This window comes from Agrobacterium sp. 10T429 (assembly GCF_056393925.1).
On record NZ_JBFTGV010000001.1, the window covers coordinates 508,212 to 529,688 of the forward strand.

Here is a 21,477-nt window from a genome sequence, read left to right on the forward strand (position 1 = left end):
TGCGGTTTCCTCGCTTCCAAAAACCATTTGGCTAAAATCTCTTGCGCTGGTATTGTCCGCCCAACGAAACCTTATGAAAGCCAGCAGCATAGCGTCTACGCTTGTGCGCGGCGAAATGGACAAGACAGTGATCGACCCCGGAAACGGCCCAAAGCCGTCGGAACAAGGGGCGTCGGTGGCAAACAAAGGGAAAGCGAAGCGATCCCGTCGTGGCAAGAAAAACAGGCGTGACGGTAAACCCCGTGACGTTGCTGTGCTGTCGCATGATGTTGCCGCGGATGTTCCGGCCGGTTCCCCCTATGTATCGGCTCTCGAGCCGGATGCCGAACCGCGCAAAAGAAAGCGGCGTCGGCGTTCCCGTGGCAAAGGCACCTCCCATCAGACGCCGCCTGCTGCCAGTGAACAGCCAGAGGCTGTCGTCGCAACGGATGCCACCAATCCATCCTCCGTGCCGCCTGCCGGTGGTCGCAAGTCGCGTAACCGCAAGCGGGCTCACCGTGATCCGCGCAGCCGCGATCCGCAGGGTCGCCCGCTGGTTCCCTCCCATGCGCCCCGACATGTTGGCAAGCAGAACGGTCGCGCCAATGGGACGGCTCAGGAACCGCACCGGCAACAATCCGAAATGTCCGCCCGTCACGGCGCCCGCCATCAAGAGCATGGCTCCGAATTCGCAACGGACATGTATGCGGCGCTCGATCTCGGAACCAATAATTGCCGACTGCTGATCGCGCAGCCGACACGGCCCGGCCAGTTCCGGGTCGTCGATGCCTTTTCGCGCATCGTCCGGCTGGGCGAGGGGCTGGTATCGACCGGCCGTCTTTCAGACGATGCCATGGATCGCGCGGTGGAGGCTCTCAAGGTCTGCTCCTCGAAACTTGCTGGACGCCCGATCAGGCGTATGCGCCTCATCGCCACCGAAGCTTGCCGGGCAGCAACCAATGGCGAGGAGTTTCTGGAGCGGGTTACCCGGGAAACCGGGCTCAAGCTTGAGATCATCAGCCGCGAGACGGAAGCGCGTCTCGCCGTTTCGGGTTGCGCCTCCCTGGTCGGGCGTGAAGCTCGTTCGGTGGTGCTGTTCGATATAGGCGGCGGATCGTCGGAAATCGCGGTCATCAAGGTCGGCGAAAACCGTTCCAACCGGCTCGCCAACCACATCACCCACTGGACATCGTTGCCGGTCGGCGTTGTTACCCTCTCGGAACGCCATGGCGGCCGCGATGTGACGCCGGATGTGTTTGCCGCCATGGTGCGGGAAGTCGAAGGGCTGCTGGATGCCTTCCAGTGCCCGCCTCTGGCGCCACTTGCGCATCACGAGGATTTTCACCTGATCGGAACCTCGGGTACGGTGACGACGCTCGCGGGCGTTCACCTCGACCTGCCGCGCTACGATCGCCGCAAGGTGGATGGCCTCTGGCTTTCAGATACCGAGGTGACGGCGATGCAGGACAAGCTTCTGGCATGGGATTTCGCCGGCCGCGCCGCCAATGCCTGCATCGGTCCTGACAGGGCCGATCTGGTTCTGGCCGGCTGCGCCATCCTCGAGGCCATTCGCCGTCGCTGGCCGGCGCGGCGCATGCGTGTGGCCGATCGCGGGCTGCGCGAAGGCCTGTTGACGGATATGATGGCGGATGACGGCGCATGGCGGCGTAACCGGATAAGGCGCATGCAGATGGCACGGCAGGACAGAACGGAAGGTTTGACATGAGCAAGGCGCCCACAAGCACCAATCGCACCGGCCGAAAGATCGGTCAGAAGGTCAAGAAGACCAAGCTCAAGGCCTCATCGCGCCGCTGGCTGGAACGTCATATCAACGACCCCTATGTGCAGCGCGCAAAGCTTGAAGGCTATCGCGCCCGCGCCGCCTTCAAGCTTCTGGAAATCAATGACAAGCACCAGATCCTGAAGGGCGCCACCCGCATCATCGACCTTGGTGCGGCACCCGGAAGCTGGTCGCAGATCGCTTCTAAGGTTACCGATTCCACCGAGGATGATATCCGCGTCGCCGCTATCGATTTTCTCGAAATCGATCCCATCCCCGGCGTGAAGATCCTGCAGCTCGACTTCCTCGATCCGACCGCACCGGACCAGTTGATGGAGGCCGTTGGCGGCACGCCGGATCTGGTACTGTCCGACATGGCGGCACCAACCACGGGCCACCAGAAGACGGACCACATCCGCACCATGCATCTGTGCGAAGTCGCGGCCGATTTCGCGGTTCAGGTGCTGGCGGAAGGCGGCCATTTCCTCGCCAAGACCTTCCAGGGCGGCACGGAAAAGGCATTGCTCGACATGCTGAAGAAGAACTTCAAGCAGGTCCTGCATATCAAGCCGGCGTCCTCGCGCTCGGAATCGGTCGAAATGTTCCTGCTCGCCAAGCATTTCAAGGGCCGGACAGCCGAAACGCAGTCCGTTATGCACGTGGATGAGGCGGACGAAGACTAATCACTCTGCCGGTTGCGAGACCTTGCCGCGGTGGCCGGAAACGGCCGCGCCCGCTTGCGCGTCCATGCGGATGATCGGCACGATTGCAAACAGCGAGACCAGCGCCACGATGGTGAAGGCAACGTGGAAATCGGCAAGCTGCAGATGCGAGCCGGATAACATGCTGCTGACTTCCAGGATGGCGGCTGCGAAAGCCACGCCGAGCGCAAGGCTGATCTGTTGCAGCACGGATGCCATCGAAGTTGCCTGACTTGCCTGGCTGTCGTCTATATCGGAATAGCTGAGCGCGTTGGATCCGGTAAAGAAGAAGGAACGGGCAAAGCCCGCCGTGACGAGGCAGATCATGATCAGCGGGTAGGGCGTTTCCGGCGTGAAGAAGCTGTTGGCGAGCGTCGTGAGGGCTCCGACAATGCCGGCTCCGATCAGCGTTGATCTGAACCCCGTTGCGGCGAAGACCCGCTTGGCCATGAATTTCGTGGTGATCGCGCCGATTGCCCCGGCAAAGGTGATCATGCCTGATTGAAACGGGTTGAGCCCGAAACCGATCTGCAACATCAACGGCATCAGGAAGGGAATGGCGCCCGTGGAAATGCGGAAGGCGGTGCCGCCAACGGTGGCCGCCCGGAATGTCGGGTTGCGGAAAATCCGGAAATCCAGAATGGGGGCAGGGTGGTTTGCCGCGTGGCGCACATAAAGAAAGCCGCAGATGAAACCGATGACCGTCGAGGCGATGCCGATGGCGGGCGGCAGTGCCGGAAGGCTGACGACCGACACGCCGAAAACCACGCCCGATGCTGCGAGACCGGATAACACGAAACCCTTGCCGTCCATCGGTGGCGGATTGGTGGTCTCGATTTCCGGCAGGAAGATCGTCGACAGCCAGATGCCGATAACGCCGATGGGCACGTTGATGAGGAAAATCCAGTGCCATGAAAAATAGGTGGTGATGAAGCCGCCGATCGGCGGGCCGGTCAGAGGCCCGACAAGTGCCGGTATCGTCAAAAGCGCCATGGCGGAAACCAGTTCGCTGCGTTGCGTCGTCCGCAGGAGGACGAGGCGGCCAACGGGCGTCATCATCGCCCCGCCCATGCCTTGCAGGAAGCGCGAAACGACGAATTCGAATACCGATGACGAGACCGCGCAGCAGATCGAACCGACGACGAAGACGCCGATGGCGAAACGGAAGATTTTCTTCGCGCCGTATTTGTCGGCCATCCAGCCGCTGATGGGAATGAAGATCGCCAGCGACACCATATAGGCCGTCAGTGCGAGCTTGAGCGTGATCGGACCCACATGAAGATCGGCCGCAATGGCCGGAAGCGATGTGGCGATGACGGTAGAGTCCATCTGCTCCATGAAGAGAGCGACTGCCAGGATCAGGGGAATGATGCGGTTCATGAGGCTGCCTGCGGCTCTCCGCTGCGACAATGGTATCGCAGTTCCTCCTACGCCTGATGGGCTGACTTGCCAACACGTTAATTATCAATTTCTGAAGTTCCGATCAAACCTGCGTGAGGCCGGTTTTCTTGCAACTTTCTCGCTCTATTGTCCGTTGGGCAAAGTGACATTGGCGAGAATCGGGAGAAAAATGATGACTCAATCCTTGAGCATGAGCAGACGCGGCCTTATCGGTGTGGCGGGAGCAAGCGTTCTCGGCGCGCCGCTTTTGATGGCGCGCACCGCAACGGCGCAGACGAACCAGCCGCAAACTTCCATGGAGATCAAACACGCCATGCCGCCTGAAACCAATCGCTTCAAGCTTGGTAATTTCGAAGTGCTTGTCGTGAAAGACGGCGCGCGCGCCGCGCCCAATCCGGGCGAGACCTTCGGCACCGATCAGTCGGCGGAAACCGTCGGCAAGCTGCTGGAAGACAATTTTCTGCCGAAGGAGCAATTCGTCAATTCCTTCTCGCCGGTTCTCGTAAATACCGGCACGGACCTCGTGCTGTTCGACACGGGTTTCGGCGAGTCCGGCCGTGGCGCTGGTAATGGCCGTCTTATCGAAGGCATGGCTGCCGCCGGTTACTCTCCTGACGACGTGACCGTGGTGGTGCTGACCCATATGCACGGAGACCACATTGGCGGATTGATGGAAAAGGGCGCGCCAGCCTTCTCCAAGGCGCGTTATGTTTTCGGCCAGGCGGAATATGATTTCTGGACGGACGAGAAGCGGGTTGGCACGCCTGCCGAAGGCGGCCAGAAAGGCGTCATCGCCAACGTCAAACCGCTGGCGGAAAAGGCGACCTTCATCGGCGACGGCGCTGACGTGGTTTCCGGCATCACCGGCATTGCGGCGTTTGGCCATTCGCCGGGCCACATGATCTTCCGTGTCGAATCGGAAGGCAAGCAGCTGATCCTGACGGCTGATACGGCCAACCATTTCGTCCTGTCGCTGCAAAAGCCGGATTGGGAAGTGAAGTTCGACATGGACAAGGCGGCGGCCGCTGCAACCCGCAAGAAGGTCTACGACATGATCGCCACGGACCGGTTGCCGTTCCTCGGCTATCACATGCCTTTCCCGGCTGTCGGTTACGCGGAAAAGCTGGATACGGGGTACCGTTTCGTTCCGAAGTCCTACCAGTTCGACATCTGATGCATATCGCGCAAGAGTGTTAAGCGATTTTGCGATAAAGACATGCGTAAAAACAAGCAGTTAAAGCGCGTCGTGCGGAACAGGGATCCACAGGACGCTCTTTAACGCCTGCTGCAATGCAGCAACAGAATAAGCCCGGAAGGTCATTCCGGGTTTTTTCTATTTCCTTCCTGTCATGAACGTGTTACCAGCCCTCGCCAACTTCCAAGCAATCCTTGCAGGGCGCCGGGGTGAACTTTTCGTTCCGGGACGGCCACGCATTTTCATTATGAAGGAATTTGGTCATGGCACGCATCATTCAAACACCCACTGGTTTGGACGCCCTCACATTTGACGATGTGTTGCTGCAACCCGGACATTCCGAGGTTATGCCGGGACAGACGAATATCGCCACCCGCATTGCCCGTGATATCGATCTCAACCTGCCGATCCTCTCTTCCGCCATGGACACGGTCACGGAAGGCCGCCTTGCCATCGCCATGGCGCAGGCCGGCGGCATCGGCGTCATCCACCGCAACCTTACCCCCATCGAACAGGCTGAAGAAGTCCGGCAGGTAAAGAAGTTCGAGAGCGGCATGGTCGTCAACCCGGTCACCATCGGCCCGGATGCCACGCTGGCAGAAGCACAGGCTTTGATGAAGGCGCACGGCATTTCCGGCATTCCGGTGGTTGAAAACGGCGGTGCCGGCGGCCACAAGAATGGCCGTCTCGTCGGCATTCTGACAAACCGCGACGTGCGTTTCGCATCCGATCCGCAGCAGAAGATCTATGAACTGATGACCCGCGAAAACCTTGTTACGGTCAAGGAAAGCAGCGTCGATCAGCAGGAAGCGCGCCGCCTGTTGCACAAGCACCGCATTGAAAAGCTGCTGGTGGTGGATGGAAAAGGCAATTGCGTCGGCCTCATCACCGTCAAGGATATGGAGAAGTCGCAGCTCAACCCCAACGCCACCAAGGATGCGCAGGGCCGTCTTCGCGCCGCTGCCGCCATCAGCGTCGGTGCGGATGCCATCGAGCGCGCAGAACGCCTCATCGATGCCGGTGTTGACCTTCTGGTCGTCGATACCGCGCATGGCCATTCGCAGCGCGTGCTCGATGCCGTTTCGGTGGTCAAGAAGATGTCGAACTCCGTTCGCATCATCGCCGGCAATGTTGCGACCGCTGACGGCACCAAGGCACTGATCGATGCCGGCGCCGATGGCGTCAAGGTCGGTATCGGCCCCGGTTCCATCTGCACCACCCGTATCGTCGCCGGCGTTGGCGTTCCGCAGCTTGCTGCGATCATGGCCTCGGTCGAAGTGGCCAATGCTGCAGATATTCCTGTCATCGCCGATGGCGGCATCAAGTTCTCGGGCGATCTGGCGAAGGCTATTGCCGCCGGCGCCTCCGCCGTCATGATCGGCTCGCTTTTGGCCGGCACGGATGAAAGCCCGGGCGAAGTGTTCCTCTATCAGGGCCGTTCCTTCAAGGCCTATCGCGGCATGGGTTCCGTTGGCGCCATGGCGCGCGGCTCCGCCGACCGTTATTTCCAGGCGGAAGTGCGCGACACGCTGAAGCTCGTTCCGGAAGGTATCGAAGGTCAGGTTCCCTATAAGGGTCCGGTCTCCGGCGTCCTGCACCAGCTGGCCGGTGGCCTGAAGGCTGCCATGGGTTATGTCGGCGGCGGCACGATCAAGGAATTCCAGGAGCGCGCCACCTTCGTGCGCATTTCCAGCGCGGGCTTGCGCGAAAGCCACGCCCATGACGTGACGATCACCCGCGAAAGCCCGAACTACCCCGGCGCGGTTTGATCTTTCGAACCGAATCCGCAACAACATAGTCTCAGTATTTGGCGCTCCCCGATTCATGCCGGATCGGGGAGCGTTATTGTGATTGGAGGAGAAAGCATGTCACCAACGACCGCAATGTTCTGGCCGATGATAGCCCATGCATTTCTCGTGTTCGTTCTTTACGCCCTACTGCTTTACCGCCGCAAAAAATACACGCTGACGGACCGTGATACCGCGCTCAGATATCGCGATACGGGACAGGAAGGGCGCGAAAGCTATCTGGTCAACCGAAACATTGCCAACCAGTTCGAGCTTCCGGTTCTCTTCCACCCCGTCTGCCTGCTGCTTTATATTACCGACGCGGACAATATCGTTACCGTCGTTCTGGCCTGGCTGTTCGTGATTTCCCGTTATGCGCACTCCTTCGTTCACGTCACCAGCAACCGTCTGCGTTATCGTGCGCCATTGTTCGCGATTGGTTTCGCGCTTCTCTTCTGCCTCTGGGGCTGGCTCGCCATCTGGTTGGCGCTGGAGTGAGATGGCACCGTAAGGTTGCTTCATAAGTGAGACAATCGCGCCTCTAAAATGCTGCGATTTGCGATGGGTCAATTCCGTGACGCCCCATCCCCGGTAGTCTCTGCCTCGCCGTCGAGAATTTCAGGCGAGCAGAGATTAGGGAGTATGTCATGGCTAAAACAATGAAGGCCGCGGTTGTCCGCGCATTTGGCAAACCGCTGACCATCGAGGAAGTGGCGATACCGGATCCCGGCCCGGGTGAAATTCTCATCAATTACAAGGCGACCGGCATTTGCCACACGGACCTGCACGCCGCAACGGGCGACTGGCCGGTCAAACCCAATCCACCATTCATCCCCGGCCATGAAGGCGTCGGCTACGTCGCCAAGATCGGCGCTGGCGTGACCGGCATCAAGGAAGGCGACCGCGCCGGCACGCCGTGGCTTTATACCGCCTGCGGATGCTGCATTCCGTGCCGTACCGGCTGGGAAACTCTTTGCCCAAGTCAGAAGAACTCGGGTTATTCCGTCAATGGCAGCTTTGCAGAATACGGGCTTGCTGATCCGAAATTCGTTGGCCGACTTCCCGACAATCTGGAATTCGGCCCCGCTGCACCCGTGCTCTGCGCCGGTGTCACCGTCTACAAGGGTCTCAAGGAAACCGAAGTGAGGCCCGGCGAATGGGTGGTCATATCGGGCATTGGCGGGCTTGGTCATATGGCCGTGCAATATGCCAAGGCCATGGGCATGCATGTCGTTGCCGCCGATATTTATGACGACAAGCTGGAGCTTGCGAAAAAGCTGGGCGCGGATTTCACCGTCAACGGTCGGGCGCCGGATGCGGTGGAACAGGTGCAGAAGGCGACCGGCGGCGTCCACGGCGCGCTCGTGACGGCGGTTTCGCCAAAAGCCATGGAGCAGGCCTACGGTTTCCTGCGCTCCAAGGGCACGATGGCACTTGTTGGCCTGCCGCCGGGCTTCATCTCCATTCCGGTTTTCGAAACGGTGCTGAAGCGCATCACGGTGCGTGGCTCCATCGTCGGCACAAGGCAGGATCTGGAGGAGGCGCTTTCCTTCGCTGGTGAAGGCAAGGTAGCCGCTCACTTCTCCTGGGACAAACTCGAAAACATCAACGACATCTTCCGTCGCATGGAAGAGGGCAAGATCGACGGCCGTATCGTCGTGGACCTTGCCGCCTGAGACAGATGACCAGCGGCGGCGCTCACGCAAAAGTGTGCCGCCGCTTGTTCACCGAGTAGCAATCTGCGCTATCCTCCCTGTGCATCTGCGCGTTCAGGGAGAAGAGAGCGATGGACGACAAGCCGAAGATTACGCAGGCCATGATCGACGCTTACGATGAATATACCCATCTCAGTCTCGATCGCCGCAAATTCATGGAAAAGCTCAGCCTGCTTGCCGGGTCCGGCGCAGCTGCTGCCGCAATCGCGCCGCTTCTTTCGGCCAACAGCGCCCGTGCGGCAATCGTCGCGCCTGATGATGCGGGTATCGTTGCGGAAGAGGTGACGTATCCCGCCCCCGGTGGCGAGATGAAGGGCTATCTCGTCACGCCGAAATCGGTTTCCGGCCCCATTGGCTCGGTCATCGTCATCCATGAAAACCGGGGCCTGAACGACCATATCCGCGATGTGGCAAGACGCGTGGCGCTTGCGGGGTTCAGGGCGCTTGCGGTAGATTTCCTGTCGCCGCAGGGCGGCACGCCTTCGGATGAAGATAAGGCACGGGAGATGTTCAGCGGCCTCGATATGGACGCAACAGTCGCCAATGCCGAAGCCGGTCGGGTGTGGCTTGCCGCAAGGCAGGGTGCGAACGGCAAGGTTGGTGCGGTCGGTTTCTGCTGGGGCGGCGGGCTGGTCAACCGGTTCGCCACCAAATCGGCAGGCCTGAATGCCGGTGTCGCCTATTACGGCCAGCAACCGCCGGCGGCCGACGTGCCTGCTATCAAGGCGCCCCTGCTGTTACAGTATGCCGGTCTGGACGAGCGCATCAATGCCGGTATCGACGCCTATAAAAAGGCGCTGGAGGAAAACGGCAAAACCTTCGAAATCTTCGTTTATGACGGCGTCAACCACGCCTTCAACAACGATACGTCCTCGGCGCGATACGACAAGGCCGCGGCCGATCTCGCCTGGGGCCGGACAACGGAGTTCTTCAAAAAATATCTGGCGTGATGGGGTTTTGGTCCGCTGTGACGGACAACCCCTGAAATTCCACTCTAGACGCCGCCAGCCCCGCGTTTCAAATGCTCATCAAGCCGGGGCATGATCTCAACGAAATTGCAGGGCAGGTGGCGGTAATCGAGCTGGGCTTTGAGAATACCGTCCCAGGCATCCTTGCAGGCGCCGGGAGAGCCGGGCAGCACGAAGATGAAGGTGGCGTTTGCCACGCCGCCGGTCGCCCGTGACTGGATGGTGGCGGTGCCGATCTTTTCATAGGAAATGCGATGGAAGATGGCGGAAAAGCCGTCCATGCGCTTTTCGAACAGGGGTTCCAGCGCCTCGGGTGTCACGTCGCGGCCTGTAAAGCCGGTGCCGCCGGTGGTGATGACCACATCCACGCTCCCGTTGAGCGTCCAGTCGCGCACGGTGTTGAAAATAGCAGCCTTGTCGTCTGCCACGATGGTGCGAGCGGCGACCTTGTGTCCGGCTTCCTCTATGCGTGCGACTAGCGTGTCGCCGGACTTGTCATTCTCAAGCGTGCGGCTGTCCGAAACGGTCAGAACCGCGATGCCGAGGGGAATGAAGGGTCTTTCGCCTGCCATGGCCTTATCCTCGAATTGTGTTGTCTTCAGATGGTCCGCGTCGCCTGAAAATACCAGCCGGGGCGCTTGTTTCGAAGCGATGTTTCTGCTTTTCGGGCGGCCTCGAAGGAATGAAATAGTCCAAAACAGGTGGCACCCGAACCGGACATGCGCACAAGGGAAGCACCTTCCTGCAACAGCATACCGGCGATTGCGCCGATATCCGGCAGGAGCGCCTTGGCGGGGACTTCCAGATCGTTGCGGCTTTGCGCCAGAAAATCCATCCAGCCGCCTTCTTTGCGCTCCGGCAGGGGCGGGTTGGCCTTGTCGAGCAGTCGCCGAAAAATCTCCGGCGTCGAGACCGCTTTCAGAGGGTTGGCCAGCACCAGAAAGAATTCCGGCAGATCGGAGACCGGCTCGATATCCTCGCCGATACCTCGTGCGATGAGTGGGCGGCTTTCAAGGCACATCGGCACGTCAGCGCCAAGCGCAAGCGCGATGGGTGCGAGATTTTCAGAAACAATCCCGGCATTCCAGTGCCGCAACAGCGCCCGCAGTGTCGCTGCCGCATCCGCTGAGCCGCCGCCAATGCCGGAGGCGACCGGCAGGTTCTTTTCGAGATGGATGGCAACCGGGCGTGCCGATTGACCTGCCGCCACAAGCGCATCACGCAAAAGGTCTCTGGCACGGACGACGAGATTGTTGCCGCCATCGCCTGCGCGCAGCAGATCGCCAAACGGGCCGGAGATGGAGAAAGTGTCGGCATCGGCATCGCGAACATGGATCGCGTCGCCTGCTTCGGTGAAGGTCACCAGCGTCTCGAGCAGATGATAACCATCTGCCCGCTGACCGGTTACATGCAGTGCCAGATTGATCTTGGCCGGGGCCGCCTCGGTTGTTTCGACAGCCCCGGTAATGTCATCCGCGCGCATGTCGCGTCAGGATTTCTTGTCCGGGGCAGGGGCAACAGGGGCCGGTGCTGGCGGAGCCGGCGGCTGCGGCGCGGCCTCCTTCTTGGCGGTGTTTTCGGCGTCCTTTTCCAGCGGCGGCAGGCCGTTGGCAATCTTTTCCTTCACCTTGGCCTTGTCCAGATCGTCATTGTCGCCAATCAGCGCGCGGTTCCACTGATACACGGCCTCGATCTTGCGACCGACACGCCAGTAGGCATCGCCCAGATGATCGTTGATGGTCTGATCGCCGGCCTTGAGCTCGATTGCCCGCTCCAGTTCGGTGACGGCCTGGTCAAACGCGCCCAGCCGGAAATGCGCCCAGCCAAGCGAGTCGACGATATAGCCGTCATTCGGCCGAAGCTCGACCGCGCGGCTGATCATCTTCATCGCTTCGTCGAGGTTGATACCCTTGTCCACCCAGGAATAGCCGAGATAGTTCAGCACCTGCGGCTGTTCCGGGTTGAGCTCGAGCGCACGCTTGAAGTCCGGCTCGGCCTTGTCCCATTCCTTCAGGCGCTCATGGGCGATGGCGCGCTGGAAGAACACGGTCCAGTCCGACTTCTGCGGCACGGCACCGATCACCTCGACAGCCTTGTCGTAGTTTTCGGCCATGGCCTTGTAGTCCTTGGCGTCGGAGAGCACGCTGCCATAGGCGAGGTAAGAACGGATATCCTTCGGATCGGATTGCAGCAGGGATTGCAGGTGGTTGCGCGCTTCCTCCACCTTGCCCGTCTGCGCCAGCGTCAGCCCGAGCTGCAGCTCGGAGATGCGGTGCATCGGCGAATCCTTCGGCACGTCGCGGTAGAAGGCGATGGCGCGGTCGGGCTGTTTCATCGCCTCAGCAAGTCCGCCGAGAAGGATCAGCGTATCGGCGCTTTGCGGATCGAGCGCCCGCGAGGTCTGAAGGTAAAGCGTGACGATCTCTTCGGCACCTTCGCGGTTCAGCGCGCCCGCGATGGAAAACATCACGGAAGCCGCGCCTTCAACGGCATTGGTGATCTGCTGCGGCGGCTTCTCGCCCTTCTCGATGGATTGGCGAAGCGCTTTGAGAGGCGCATAGTTCGGCGCAAAAGTGTCGCCGACCGCAATTGCGTCCAGCGCCTTCTGCTTGTTGCCGGCTGAAGCCTCCAGCCGTGCAAGCGCCATCACCGCGCGCATATAGGTGTCGGAAGCGGTTGCCCCGCCTTCACGATCCGTCACGGCCTCATTGAGGCTCTTGCGCGCAGCATCTGTGTTGCCGGCGACAAGGGCGATCGCGGCGGCATTGTATTTCTGGAAAATCGAAATCCAGCCCGGACCCTTCATGTTGTTGACGAGGGCCAGCGCTTCCTTGGGCTTGCCTGAACCGGCGCGCGCCCATGCCGTCAGAAGCGTGTTGACCATGCGGTCGAGATCGTTCGGGCCGGTATATTTCAGGATTTTCTCGGCTTTGACGAATTCCTTGTCCTTGATGGCGTCGAGGCCGCGCACGATGGTCGTCACGCGTTCGACGGAGGTATCGTCCTTCATCGAATCGGCAATCTTGGCGCCAGCCTCGAAATTGCCGCTCAACAGTTCGGCGATCATCAGGCGCTGGCGGATTTCCGAATTGGCCGGATCGAATTCCAGCGCCTTCTTGTAGAGCGAAATCGCGGTGGGGTAATCCTGATCGACATCGGCATTGCGCGCGGCAAGGAATGCGCCGGAGAAGGTATTTACCTTGGCAGGATCGAAAGTAACGGCCTTGGCTTCCGTTTTCGTCTCCGCAAAGCCGGGGCTTGCACCCGCGCCAAGTGCGAGAGCGGCGGCAAGAGCCGCGCTGCAGAGAAGACGAAGTGCTGGTTTACGCCGCATGAGGGAACCTTTGCCTTTGTGCAGAAGCACGGAAAAATCAGTTTCCATTGTTTGGTCACGATAGAATGGCTTTTTTGAAGCAACCCCGCAAGAAATTATGGCCCGCGCCACAATCTCCCCTTGCGGGACACCCAGTCCGAAACAGCGGCGGACGGTCTTGTCCATCCGCCGTTTGCCTGAGGCCTCCAGCGTCAGTTGAGACGCTCGATGCAGAAGTCGATGACTTCCAGAAGCGCGTTTTTCCACGGGCTTTCCGGCAGCGGTGCAAGCGCATCGCGGGCAATGGTGCCGTAATGCGTGGCGCGGCCGATCGTATCGCCAAGACCGTTGTATTTGGTGATGAGGCCGAGCGCCTTTTCGAGGTTCTCGTCGCTGCTTTCGCCGTTTTCGATGGCGTTGCGCCAGAAGGCGCGCTCATCCTGCGTGCCGCGGCGATAGGACAGGATGACCGGCAGGGTTATCTTGCCCTCACGGAAATCGTCACCCGTATTCTTGCCGAGATCGGCGGATTTGCCGCCGTAATCCAGCACGTCGTCAACGAGCTGGAAGGCGAGGCCGAGATTCATGCCGTAGGATTTCAGCGCGCTGCGGCTTGCCTTGTCGGTTTTGGCGACGATGGGGCCAACTTCCGCGGCCGCTGCAAAAAGGGCGGCCGTCTTGGCGCGAATCACCTGCAGATAATCGTCCTCGGTCGTTTCCATGTTCTTGGCGACCGAAAGCTGCAGCACTTCGCCCTCGGCGATGACCGAAGCGGCGGTGGACAGCACGTCGAGCGCATCCAGCGAGCCGACGTCCACCATCATGCGGAAGGCCTGGCCGAGCAGGAAGTCGCCGACGAGAACGCTTGCCTGGTTGCCCCAGATGGTGCGGGCGGTGGACTTGCCACGGCGCAGATCGCTTTCATCCACCACGTCGTCATGCAGCAGCGTCGCCGTGTGCATGAATTCCACGCTGGTGGCGAGCTTGATATGGTGGTCGCCCTCGTAACCGAACATCGAGGCAGAGGCCAGCGTCAGCATCGGCCGCAGGCGTTTGCCTCCGGACGAGATCAGATGGTTGGCCACCTCAGGTATCATCTGGACATCGGAACCGGCTCTGGAAAGGATAAGCTGGTTCACCCGTTCCATGTCGGCACGGGTCAGGTCGACAAGCGGCTTGACGGATGCGAGTTTGTTTTTGCTTTCTTCAAGCGGTATGACGACGCCCAAGGGACAGGACTCCTGTTCGAATTTGAGTTCGACAATAAAAACTGGCGCCTGTCGCGGCAAGGGGCGAATTGCCGCTAGCCATTCAAAAAAATGGGAATTTGGGGCTTATCCATGCGTGAACTGATTCGTACCAACGATGCCGTGCTGTTATCCTTCGCCGAAAGCCTGATGAAGGACGCTGGCATCCATTGCCTTGTCGCCGATCAGGCAATGAGCATTCTGGAAGGTTCGCTCGGTCTTTTGCCCCGCCGGTTCCTGGTGGAGGAAGACCGCGCCGGTGAGGCCCGCCGCATTCTCGTGGATGCCGGTCTGGGCGACGAATTGCGCAACGAAGAGGCGTAAACGAACGTGGGCGGCGAGATTTCGGAAACTTTGGATGCGTTTCACCGGGGCCGTTTTCACATTCTCCAGCCCAAGGGCAGGGGGCACCGCGCCGGCATGGACGCCATGCTTCTTGCCTCGATGGTGGCGGACGAGCGCGCCTGCCGCATAGCCGATCTCGGCGCGGGCGCGGGCGCGGCAGGTTTCGCGGTTGCCACGCGGCTTGAAAAGGCCGAAGTGACCCTGTTCGAACGTTCGCCGGAAATGGTGGAATTTGCCCGCCGCAGCCTGGCATTGCCGGAAAATGCCGCTTTTTCCGCCCGTGTCAGCGTGCGTGAGGCCGACGTGACGCTGCGTGGCAAGGCGCGCGTCGAGGCCGGTCTGCCGGACGGGCATTTTCACCACGTCATCATGAACCCGCCCTATAATGATGCAGGCGACCGCCGCACGCCCGATGCGCTGAAGGCTGAGGCCCACGCCATGACGGAGGGCCTGTTCGAGGACTGGATCAGGACCGCAGGTGCGATCACGGTTCCAGGCGGGCAGCTTTCCCTTATTGCACGGCCGCAATCGGTGGCGGAGATCATTGCCGCGTGTGGCAGCCGTTTCGGCGGCATCGAGATCACACTCATCCACCCACGCCCCGGCGAGGACGCGGTGCGCATGCTCGTAACGGCGATCAAGGGGTCACGGGCGCGGCTGTCGTTCCGGGCGCCGCTCGTCATGCACGAGACCGGCAGCCATGCCTTCACGCCCATCGTGGATGACCTGAATAATGGCCGCACCGCCTATCGCCGTAATGTAAAGGCAATCGGGCCTGGCCTATAAATTCGCCGTTCCTCCGGCCGCAAACCATTGTGTTTTGCAGGGCAATACATACATCCGTGACGAACAGGCAAATGCTGCGAGGAGTGAATTGTGGGTTTTCTGAAGTATCTGGTGCCGAAACGCTTTCGCAAAAAAGAACTCGTCATCCCGGTTGTGCGCATGCATGGCGCCATCATGGCTGGCGGCAACCAGTTCCGCCCCGCCCTCAATCTTGCCTCCTATGCACCGCTGCTGGAAAAGGCCTTTGCCGTCAAGGACGCGCCAGCTGTCGCCATTTCCGTGAATTCTCCCGGTGGCTCGCCGGTGCAGGCGCGAATGATCTATAATCGCATCCGCCAGCTTGCCGAGGAAAAGGACAAGAAGGTCCTGATCTTCGTTGAGGATGTGGCGGCCTCCGGTGGCTACATGATCGCGCTTGCCGGCGACGAGATCATCGCCGACCCCACCTCCATCGTCGGTTCGATCGGCGTCGTTTCCGGCGGATTCGGTTTCCCTGAAATGCTGAAGAAGATCGGGGTGGAGCGCCGCGTCTATACCGCCGGCGAGAACAAGGTCATCCTCGATCCCTTCCAGCCGGAAAAAGAGGGCGACATCGAATATCTGAAGTCGCTTCAGGTCGAAATCCACAATGTTTTCATCGATATGGTCAAGATGCGCCGCGGTGCAAAATTGAAGGGCGATGAGACGGTCTTCTCCGGCCTGTTCTGGACCGGTATGCGTGGCCTGGATCTCGGCCTGATCGACGGCTTGGGCGACATGAGGGAAGTTCTGCGCCGCCGTTACGGGACGAAGGTCAAGCTACAGCTCGTCACCGGCGGGCGCTCGCTGTTCGGCAAAAAAGTGCCGGGCGTGAATGCGGCACTCGGCCTCAATGCCGAAAGGCTTGCGGCAGGCGCCGTCTCGGGACTTGCGGAAGTTGCCGAAGAAAAGGCATTGTGGTCGCGTTTCGGTCTATGATGTCGCAGGAATAGGGCCTTATGGCGCAGCTTATTACAATTGTTCTTCTGGTGGTGGGATCCGTCATCCTCTACCGCCGCTTCGTTCGCGATGCGGAAAAGCTTTCGGCAAAATCGAAGCAGCGCGAAAAGGAACGCGAAACCGGCGCCATCGGCACGCTGATCAAGGATCCCGAAACCGGCGAATACCGCGTGAAGCGTGAGGATGAGACGTAAGCCGGTGTCTCCACGCATAAATCCTTGACCCCTTCGCCATGCCGTGGCACCAGTCCGCATCCGAAGTAAGTCAGTGCTTACTTATCCTCACAACGCCGCGATGACTGCAATGACCGATATTCCAGACCATATGAACCCCAAGCGTTCCTTTCAGGCGCTGATCCTGACGCTGCACAATTACTGGGCCGACAAGGGCTGCGCGGTATTGCAGCCCTATGATATGGAAGTGGGCGCTGGTACGTTTCATCCGGCAACGACGCTGCGCGCGCTGGGCCCGAAGCCGTGGAAGGCTGCCTATGTGCAGCCCTCGCGCCGGCCTTCCGATGGTCGCTACGGTGAAAACCCCAACCGTTTGCAGCATTATTACCAGTATCAGGTCATTCTGAAGCCCAACCCTTCCAACCTTCAGGAACTGTATCTCGGTTCGCTGAAGGCGATCGGTCTCGATCCGCTGCTGCATGATGTGCGCTTCGTCGAAGACGACTGGGAAAGCCCGACGCTCGGCGCCTGGGGTCTCGGCTGGGAGTGCTGGTGCGACGGTATGGAAGTGTCGCAATTCACCTACTTCCAGCAGGTCTGCGGCATCGAATGCTCGCCGGTCGCTGGCGAACTGACCTACGGTCTGGAGCGTCTGGCCATGTATGTTCAGGGTGTCGACAATGTCTACGACCTCAACTTCAACGGCCGCGAGGGTGAAGAGAAGATCTCCTATGGTGACGTCTTCCTGCAGGCCGAGCAGGAATACTCCCGCCATAATTTCGAATTTGCCGATACAGCCATGCTTCATCGCCATTTCATCGACGCCGAAAAGGAATGCCAGGCGCTTCTCGCCGCCGGTGCGCCGGGTGATGATGACAATCAGCGCCTGCATAAATGCGTGTTCCCGGCCTATGACCAGTGCATCAAGGCAAGCCATGTCTTTAACCTGCTGGATGCGCGCGGCGTGATCTCGGTGACGGAACGCCAGAGCTATATCCTGCGCGTGCGCACGCTGGCAAAAGCCTGCGGCGAAGCCTTCCTGCTCACGGATGCGGGCGGGTTGAACTGGAACAGGGCCGCTTGAACCTTTATGTAAGGCGGGGCAACAGTCTAACGTGCGGGTGCCGTTGCGGCGCTCGCGCCTCTTGAGGAGGGGTCGGGAATGTTCATCACGCTGGCAATCATCGCGGCAATCGCGCTCTATGTCGTCTTCATCTATAACGGCCTCGTCAAGGCGAGGCAGATGAAGGAAGAGGCGTGGTCGGGCATCGACGTGCAGTTGAAACGCCGCGCCGATCTCATTCCCAATCTCATCGAGACCGTGAAGGGCTACGCGGCGCATGAAAAAAGCACCTTCGAAGAGGTGATTGCCATGCGCAACCGGGCCCAAGCCGTGCCTGCTGGCGATGTCGAAGGCCGCGCCCAGGCGGAAGGCATGCTCTCGCAGGCGCTCGGCAAGCTCTTTGCGCTCGCTGAAGCCTATCCTGATCTGAAAGCCAATACGAACTTTCTGGAATTGCAGCGCTCGCTGGAAACCATCGAGGGCGAACTGCAGATGTCGCGCCGTTATTACAATGGCGCCGCGCGCGATCTGAACGTCAGGGTGGAAAGCTTCCCATCCAATCTGATCGCCGGCCAGTTCGGTTTTGCCAAGGCACCCTATTTCGAGATCGACAACCCGGCAGACCGCGCCGTGCCGACCGTGAAATTCTAAGGCCACCGTTCCCAGGGTCCAAATCCTCCCGCCGACATTCCTGTATCCCGGCTCTCTGCCGCATTCTTTGACAAGACGACGATCATGATCGAACTGACCATCACCCCGCCCGGCCACCCGCTTTCCGGCAAGGTAGAGCCACCCGGCTCCAAATCCATCACCAACCGCGCGCTTCTGCTGGCTGGCCTCGCCAAGGGAAAAAGCCGCCTAACCGGCGCGTTGAAGAGCGATGATACGCTCTATATGGCCGAAGCCCTGCGCGCCATGGGCGTTAAGGTGACAGAACCTGACGCCACGACCTTCGTGGTGGAGGGTACAGGCGTGCTTCAACAGCCGGAAAAGCCGCTTTTTCTTGGCAATGCCGGCACAGCCACGCGGTTCCTGACTGCGGCTGCAGCACTGGTGGATGGCGCCGTCATCATCGATGGCGACGAGCACATGCGCAAACGCCCGATCATGCCGCTGGTGGAAGCGCTGCGCGCCCTCGGCGTCGAAGCGGATGCGCCGACCGGCTGCCCGCCAGTTACCGTGCGGGGCAAGGGCATGGGTTTCCCGAAGGGCAGCGTCACAATCGATGCCAACCTCTCCAGCCAATATGTGTCGGCACTTCTGATGGCGGCCGCCTGCGGCGACAAGTTCGTTGATATCATCCTCAAGGGCGAGGAAATCGGCGCGAAGGGCTATATCGATCTCACAACATCAGCCATGGAAGCTTTCGGTGCGAAGATTGAGCGAGTTAGCAACGCCATCTGGCGCGTGCATCCGACCGGCTACACCGCGACCGATTTCCACATCGAACCGGATGCATCCGCCGCCACCTATCTCTGGGGCGCGGAGCTTCTTACCGCCGGTGCGATCGACATCGGCACGCCCGCCGACAAGTTCACCCAGCCGGATGCCAAGGCCTATGAGGTCATGGCGCAGTTTCCGCATCTGCCCGCTGAAATCGACGGTTCGCAGATGCAGGACGCCATTCCGACCATTGCCGTTCTCGCCGCGTTCAACGAAACGCCAGTACGTTTCGTCGGCATTGCCAATCTGCGTGTGAAGGAATGCGACCGCATCCGCGCCGTCTCGCTCGGCCTCAACGAAATCCGCAACGGTCTGGCGCATGAGGAAGGCGACGACCTGATCGTGCATGCCGACCCGGCGCTGGCGGGCCAGACGGTCGATGCCTCCATCGATACTTTTGCCGATCACCGCATCGCCATGAGCTTTGCGCTGGCGGCGCTGAAGATTGGCGGCATCGCCATCCAGAACCCGGCCTGCGTTGGCAAGACCTATCCGGGCTACTGGAAGGCGCTCGCCTCGCTCGGCGTAGACTATACCGAAAAGGAAAGTGCTGCCGAGCCGCAGCACTGAAACCGGCTGGAGGAGACCGCCCCGTGAAGACCATCGCCGCAAGACTTCTCGCGCTGCTTGTCTTCCTGGGCGCGACCTGCCCGGCCTTTGCGGAAGAATTCATCCGCTCCTATCATTCCGTCGTCGAGGTTGCGAAGAGTGGCGAACTGACGGTGACGGAAACCATCACCGCCCGTGCCGAAGGCCAGAACATCAAGCGCGGCATCTTTCGCGATTTCCCGCTTTATGCGCTGGATGCGAATAACCGACGCACCAAGGTGGATTTTAACGTCGTTTCCGTGGAGCGCGATGGCGCGCCGGAGAACTGGCGCACCGAGAATATCGATGGCGGCATCCGCATTTATACCGGCAGCGCCGACCGTTTTCTTCCGACCGGTGAGCATATCTTCCAGATCACCTACACCACCGCCCGGCAGATCCGTTATTTCAGCGACTATGACGAACTCACCTGGAATGTCACCGGCAATGGCTGGCAGTTTCCGATGGGTGAGATTTCCGCCACCATCACTTTGCCACAGGGCGTGAAGGCCACCGATACTGCCGTTTTCACCGGTCCACTCGGTGCCAAGGGCAAGGATGCGCGCATTTTGAGCGAAGGCAACGAGGTGTTTTTTGCCTCTACCCGCCCGTTTTCAGTGGGCGAGGGCATGACAGTTGCCGTGAAGTTACCGAAGGGCGCCATTGCCGCCCCCGACTCCTCCCAGGAGGCAGGTTGGTGGCTACGTGACAATCTCGCCATCCTGCTTTCGGGCGGCGGGCTTTTCGCAGTGCTGCTCTATTATCTGCGAGCATGGTTCGCGGTCGGCCGTGATCCGGCCAAGGGTGTAGTCGTGCCGCGCTGGGATGCACCGGAGGGGCTTTCGCCGGCTCTGGTCAATTACGTTGATAACAGGGGTTTTTCCGGCGCAGGCTGGACAGCGCTGTCCGCCTCGGCACTTGATCTGGCGGTCAAGGGTTATGTCGTTCTGGAGGATCTGAAGAACTCCATCGTCATCCGCCGCACGCAAAAGCAGGCTGGGGCGGAGTTGCCGAGCGGGCAGAAGACGCTGTTGTCCTCCATCGGTGGTCCGGGCGAGACGCTCACCATCGACAAGGCGCATGGAACGGAAGTCGAAAAGGTCGGCAAGCAGTTTCGCGCGGCGATAGAGAAAGAGCACCGCGGCAAATATTACCGCAGCAATGCCGGTTACATCGTTTTCGGCATCTTCTTCAGTGTCGCCGTCATCGTCGCGACGCTGGTGTTCGGTGATCTCGATGAAAGCGCCATTGCCGCCGTGCTGGTCTTCGGCTTTTTCGCCTTCTTCTTCAGCATCCTGTCGATCGGCATCGGCCGACAGTTCTCGCGTGGCGCGTCGTTGAGCAAGCGCATCGGCGGCATCGTCATGCTGGCCTTTGCCGGTTTTGTGGCTTTTTCCGTCATTGGCGGCATTGCCACGCAGATCCTGCTGGATGTGACGCATGACACCAAGTCGCTGGCGCTGGCTGCCATCGGCGGCATCGTGCTTACCAACGCGCTGTTCCTGTTCCTGATGGGTGCGCCGACGCCGCTCGGCCGCAAGCTGATGGACGGCATCGAGGGCCTCAGAACCTATCTGACGCTGGCGGAAAAGGACCGGATGAATATGGCGGATGCCCCCGCCATGTCGCCGCAGCATTTTGAGACATTGCTGCCCTATGCGGTCGCGCTCGGCGTGGAAAAACCCTGGAGCCGTACCTTCGAGACCTGGCTCGCGACAGCCGCCGCTGGTGCCGCCGCGGCAAGTTATGCGCCCGGCTGGTATTTGGGCAGCAATTACGGCAGCTTCGGAGACCGGATTGGTGGGTTCTCCACTTCCATGGCGAATACAATCGCTTCCACCATTCCCCAACCTGTCAGCTCATCTTCCTCCAGCTTTTCAGGTGGCGGTGGCGGTGGTTCTTCCGGTTCTGGCGGCGGCGGCGGTGGTGGTGGCGGCTGGTAACGTCCACCGGCGGTAATTTAACCGATAGCTGATGACTTTTGCCGCTGGTCTTGCTAAGTCCGCGACACTCTT

20 protein-coding genes are annotated in these 21,477 nt (G+C 60.2%); 15 read left to right on the plus strand and 5 right to left on the minus strand.

The genetic code is table 11. From position 1 onward, the window contains the following. Positions 1–73: 73 nt before the first annotated feature. Together AC1DCP_RS02470 and AC1DCP_RS02475 are read left to right on the plus strand one after the other, a co-directional pair. Positions 74–1,705 carry a Ppx/GppA phosphatase family protein gene (locus AC1DCP_RS02470; protein WP_003515160.1) on the plus strand — a complete coding sequence of 544 codons (1,632 nt, stop codon included), beginning with the start codon at positions 74–76 and terminating at the stop codon, positions 1,703–1,705. Continuing rightward, entirely contained in the window at positions 1,702–2,442 is a 741-nt protein-coding gene (locus AC1DCP_RS02475; RefSeq protein WP_003515161.1) for an RlmE family RNA methyltransferase, read from the plus strand. Before AC1DCP_RS02470 ends, AC1DCP_RS02475 begins: the two co-directional genes overlap by 4 nt. Here the strand turns inward: AC1DCP_RS02475 and AC1DCP_RS02480 are convergent, their stop codons facing one another. After that, positions 2,443–3,840, minus strand: a complete 1,398-nt coding sequence (locus tag AC1DCP_RS02480) for an MDR family MFS transporter (RefSeq protein ID WP_112153177.1) — start codon at positions 3,838–3,840, stop codon at positions 2,443–2,445. It lies immediately after the preceding gene. Between the two features lie 193 nt (positions 3,841–4,033). Here AC1DCP_RS02480 and AC1DCP_RS02485 point away from each other — a divergent pair, with 193 nt between their 5' ends. The 5 genes from AC1DCP_RS02485 (at position 4,034) to AC1DCP_RS02505 (ending at position 9,508) form a co-directional block, all read left to right on the plus strand. Continuing rightward, the gene (locus tag AC1DCP_RS02485; RefSeq protein WP_065658331.1) at positions 4,034–5,035 is read left to right on the plus strand and encodes an MBL fold metallo-hydrolase; all 1,002 of its coding nucleotides are present in this window, start codon (positions 4,034–4,036) and stop codon (positions 5,033–5,035) included. Positions 5,036–5,319: 284 nt separating this feature from the next. Next, complete coding sequence (guaB, locus tag AC1DCP_RS02490) at positions 5,320–6,825, plus strand: IMP dehydrogenase (protein ID WP_003515165.1); 1,506 nt, start codon at positions 5,320–5,322, stop codon at positions 6,823–6,825. 114 nt (positions 6,826–6,939) lie between these two features. Then, positions 6,940–7,341: an MAPEG family protein gene (locus AC1DCP_RS02495; protein ID WP_476774153.1), complete on the plus strand. Its 402-nt coding sequence runs from the start codon at positions 6,940–6,942 to the stop codon at positions 7,339–7,341. A 149-nt stretch (positions 7,342–7,490) separates the two neighbouring features. Next, positions 7,491–8,519, plus strand: a complete 1,029-nt coding sequence (adhP, locus tag AC1DCP_RS02500) for an alcohol dehydrogenase AdhP (RefSeq protein WP_003515167.1) — start codon at positions 7,491–7,493, stop codon at positions 8,517–8,519. A 110-nt stretch (positions 8,520–8,629) separates the two neighbouring features. Further along, on the plus strand, positions 8,630–9,508 hold the full coding sequence (locus AC1DCP_RS02505; RefSeq protein WP_065661349.1) for a dienelactone hydrolase family protein: 879 nt from the start codon (positions 8,630–8,632) through the stop codon (positions 9,506–9,508). Positions 9,509–9,552: 44 nt separating this feature from the next. Here AC1DCP_RS02505 and moaB read toward each other — a convergent pair whose 3' ends face one another. From moaB to AC1DCP_RS02525, 4 genes are all read right to left on the minus strand, one after another. After that, complete coding sequence (gene moaB, locus AC1DCP_RS02510) at positions 9,553–10,098, minus strand: molybdenum cofactor biosynthesis protein B (RefSeq protein ID WP_003515169.1); 546 nt, start codon at positions 10,096–10,098, stop codon at positions 9,553–9,555. 26 nt (positions 10,099–10,124) lie between these two features. After that, positions 10,125–11,009 (minus strand): 4-(cytidine 5'-diphospho)-2-C-methyl-D-erythritol kinase, encoded by an 885-nt coding sequence (locus tag AC1DCP_RS02515; protein ID WP_065658330.1) that lies wholly within the window; start codon positions 11,007–11,009, stop codon positions 10,125–10,127. A 6-nt stretch (positions 11,010–11,015) separates the two neighbouring features. After that, positions 11,016–12,860, minus strand: a complete 1,845-nt coding sequence (locus AC1DCP_RS02520; RefSeq protein ID WP_026330626.1) for a tetratricopeptide repeat protein — start codon at positions 12,858–12,860, stop codon at positions 11,016–11,018. Between the two features lie 191 nt (positions 12,861–13,051). Further along, positions 13,052–14,068, minus strand: a complete 1,017-nt coding sequence (locus AC1DCP_RS02525; protein ID WP_003515172.1) for a polyprenyl synthetase family protein — start codon at positions 14,066–14,068, stop codon at positions 13,052–13,054. 111 nt (positions 14,069–14,179) lie between these two features. On the opposite strand from AC1DCP_RS02525, the gene AC1DCP_RS02530 reads away from it, so the two are divergent. The 8 genes from AC1DCP_RS02530 to AC1DCP_RS02565 all read left to right on the plus strand — a co-directional run bounded on the left by AC1DCP_RS02530 (position 14,180) and on the right by AC1DCP_RS02565 (position 21,405). Beyond that, positions 14,180–14,410, plus strand: a complete 231-nt coding sequence (locus AC1DCP_RS02530; RefSeq protein WP_003515173.1) for a putative signal transducing protein — start codon at positions 14,180–14,182, stop codon at positions 14,408–14,410. 6 nt (positions 14,411–14,416) lie between these two features. Next, a complete protein-coding gene (locus AC1DCP_RS02535; RefSeq protein WP_019564271.1) occupies positions 14,417–15,217 on the plus strand; it encodes a tRNA1(Val) (adenine(37)-N6)-methyltransferase in 801 nt (266 codons plus the stop codon). Between the two features lie 87 nt (positions 15,218–15,304). Next, positions 15,305–16,174: a S49 family peptidase gene (locus tag AC1DCP_RS02540; RefSeq protein WP_041694304.1), complete on the plus strand. Its 870-nt coding sequence runs from the start codon at positions 15,305–15,307 to the stop codon at positions 16,172–16,174. A 20-nt stretch (positions 16,175–16,194) separates the two neighbouring features. Next, a complete protein-coding gene (locus AC1DCP_RS02545) occupies positions 16,195–16,389 on the plus strand; it encodes an NfeD family protein (protein WP_003515179.1) in 195 nt (64 codons plus the stop codon). Positions 16,390–16,489: 100 nt separating this feature from the next. Then, positions 16,490–17,452, plus strand: a complete 963-nt coding sequence (locus tag AC1DCP_RS02550; RefSeq protein WP_035241643.1) for a glycine--tRNA ligase subunit alpha — start codon at positions 16,490–16,492, stop codon at positions 17,450–17,452. A 78-nt stretch (positions 17,453–17,530) separates the two neighbouring features. Then, positions 17,531–18,082 (plus strand): LemA family protein, encoded by a 552-nt coding sequence (locus AC1DCP_RS02555; RefSeq protein ID WP_025592535.1) that lies wholly within the window; start codon positions 17,531–17,533, stop codon positions 18,080–18,082. Positions 18,083–18,166: 84 nt separating this feature from the next. After that, entirely contained in the window at positions 18,167–19,444 is a 1,278-nt protein-coding gene (locus AC1DCP_RS02560) for a 3-phosphoshikimate 1-carboxyvinyltransferase (RefSeq protein ID WP_065688329.1), read from the plus strand. A gap of 23 nt (positions 19,445–19,467) precedes the next feature. Then, positions 19,468–21,405 carry a DUF2207 domain-containing protein gene (locus tag AC1DCP_RS02565; protein WP_112153178.1) on the plus strand — a complete coding sequence of 646 codons (1,938 nt, stop codon included), beginning with the start codon at positions 19,468–19,470 and terminating at the stop codon, positions 21,403–21,405. Positions 21,406–21,477 lie beyond the last annotated feature (72 nt).

Bases quoted from the DNA above. Each gene is read 5' to 3' on its own strand.
- AC1DCP_RS02470 (WP_003515160.1), top strand. From the start codon at position 74: ATGAAAGCCAGCAGCATAGCGTCTACGCTTGTGCGCGGCGAAATGGAC.
- AC1DCP_RS02475 (WP_003515161.1), top strand. From the start codon at position 1,702: ATGAGCAAGGCGCCCACAAGCACCAATCGCACCGGCCGAAAGATCGGT.
- AC1DCP_RS02480 (WP_112153177.1), bottom strand. From the start codon at position 3,840: ATGAACCGCATCATTCCCCTGATCCTGGCAGTCGCTCTCTTCATGGAG.
- AC1DCP_RS02485 (WP_065658331.1), top strand. From the start codon at position 4,034: ATGACTCAATCCTTGAGCATGAGCAGACGCGGCCTTATCGGTGTGGCG.
- guaB (WP_003515165.1), top strand. From the start codon at position 5,320: ATGGCACGCATCATTCAAACACCCACTGGTTTGGACGCCCTCACATTT.
- AC1DCP_RS02495 (WP_476774153.1), top strand. From the start codon at position 6,940: ATGTTCTGGCCGATGATAGCCCATGCATTTCTCGTGTTCGTTCTTTAC.
- adhP (WP_003515167.1), top strand. From the start codon at position 7,491: ATGGCTAAAACAATGAAGGCCGCGGTTGTCCGCGCATTTGGCAAACCG.
- AC1DCP_RS02505 (WP_065661349.1), top strand. From the start codon at position 8,630: ATGGACGACAAGCCGAAGATTACGCAGGCCATGATCGACGCTTACGAT.
- moaB (WP_003515169.1), bottom strand. From the start codon at position 10,098: ATGGCAGGCGAAAGACCCTTCATTCCCCTCGGCATCGCGGTTCTGACC.
- AC1DCP_RS02515 (WP_065658330.1), bottom strand. From the start codon at position 11,009: ATGCGCGCGGATGACATTACCGGGGCTGTCGAAACAACCGAGGCGGCC.
- AC1DCP_RS02520 (WP_026330626.1), bottom strand. From the start codon at position 12,860: ATGCGGCGTAAACCAGCACTTCGTCTTCTCTGCAGCGCGGCTCTTGCC.
- AC1DCP_RS02530 (WP_003515173.1), top strand. From the start codon at position 14,180: ATGCGTGAACTGATTCGTACCAACGATGCCGTGCTGTTATCCTTCGCC.
- AC1DCP_RS02545 (WP_003515179.1), top strand. From the start codon at position 16,195: ATGGCGCAGCTTATTACAATTGTTCTTCTGGTGGTGGGATCCGTCATC.
- AC1DCP_RS02550 (WP_035241643.1), top strand. From the start codon at position 16,490: ATGACTGCAATGACCGATATTCCAGACCATATGAACCCCAAGCGTTCC.
- AC1DCP_RS02555 (WP_025592535.1), top strand. From the start codon at position 17,531: ATGTTCATCACGCTGGCAATCATCGCGGCAATCGCGCTCTATGTCGTC.
- AC1DCP_RS02560 (WP_065688329.1), top strand. From the start codon at position 18,167: ATGATCGAACTGACCATCACCCCGCCCGGCCACCCGCTTTCCGGCAAG.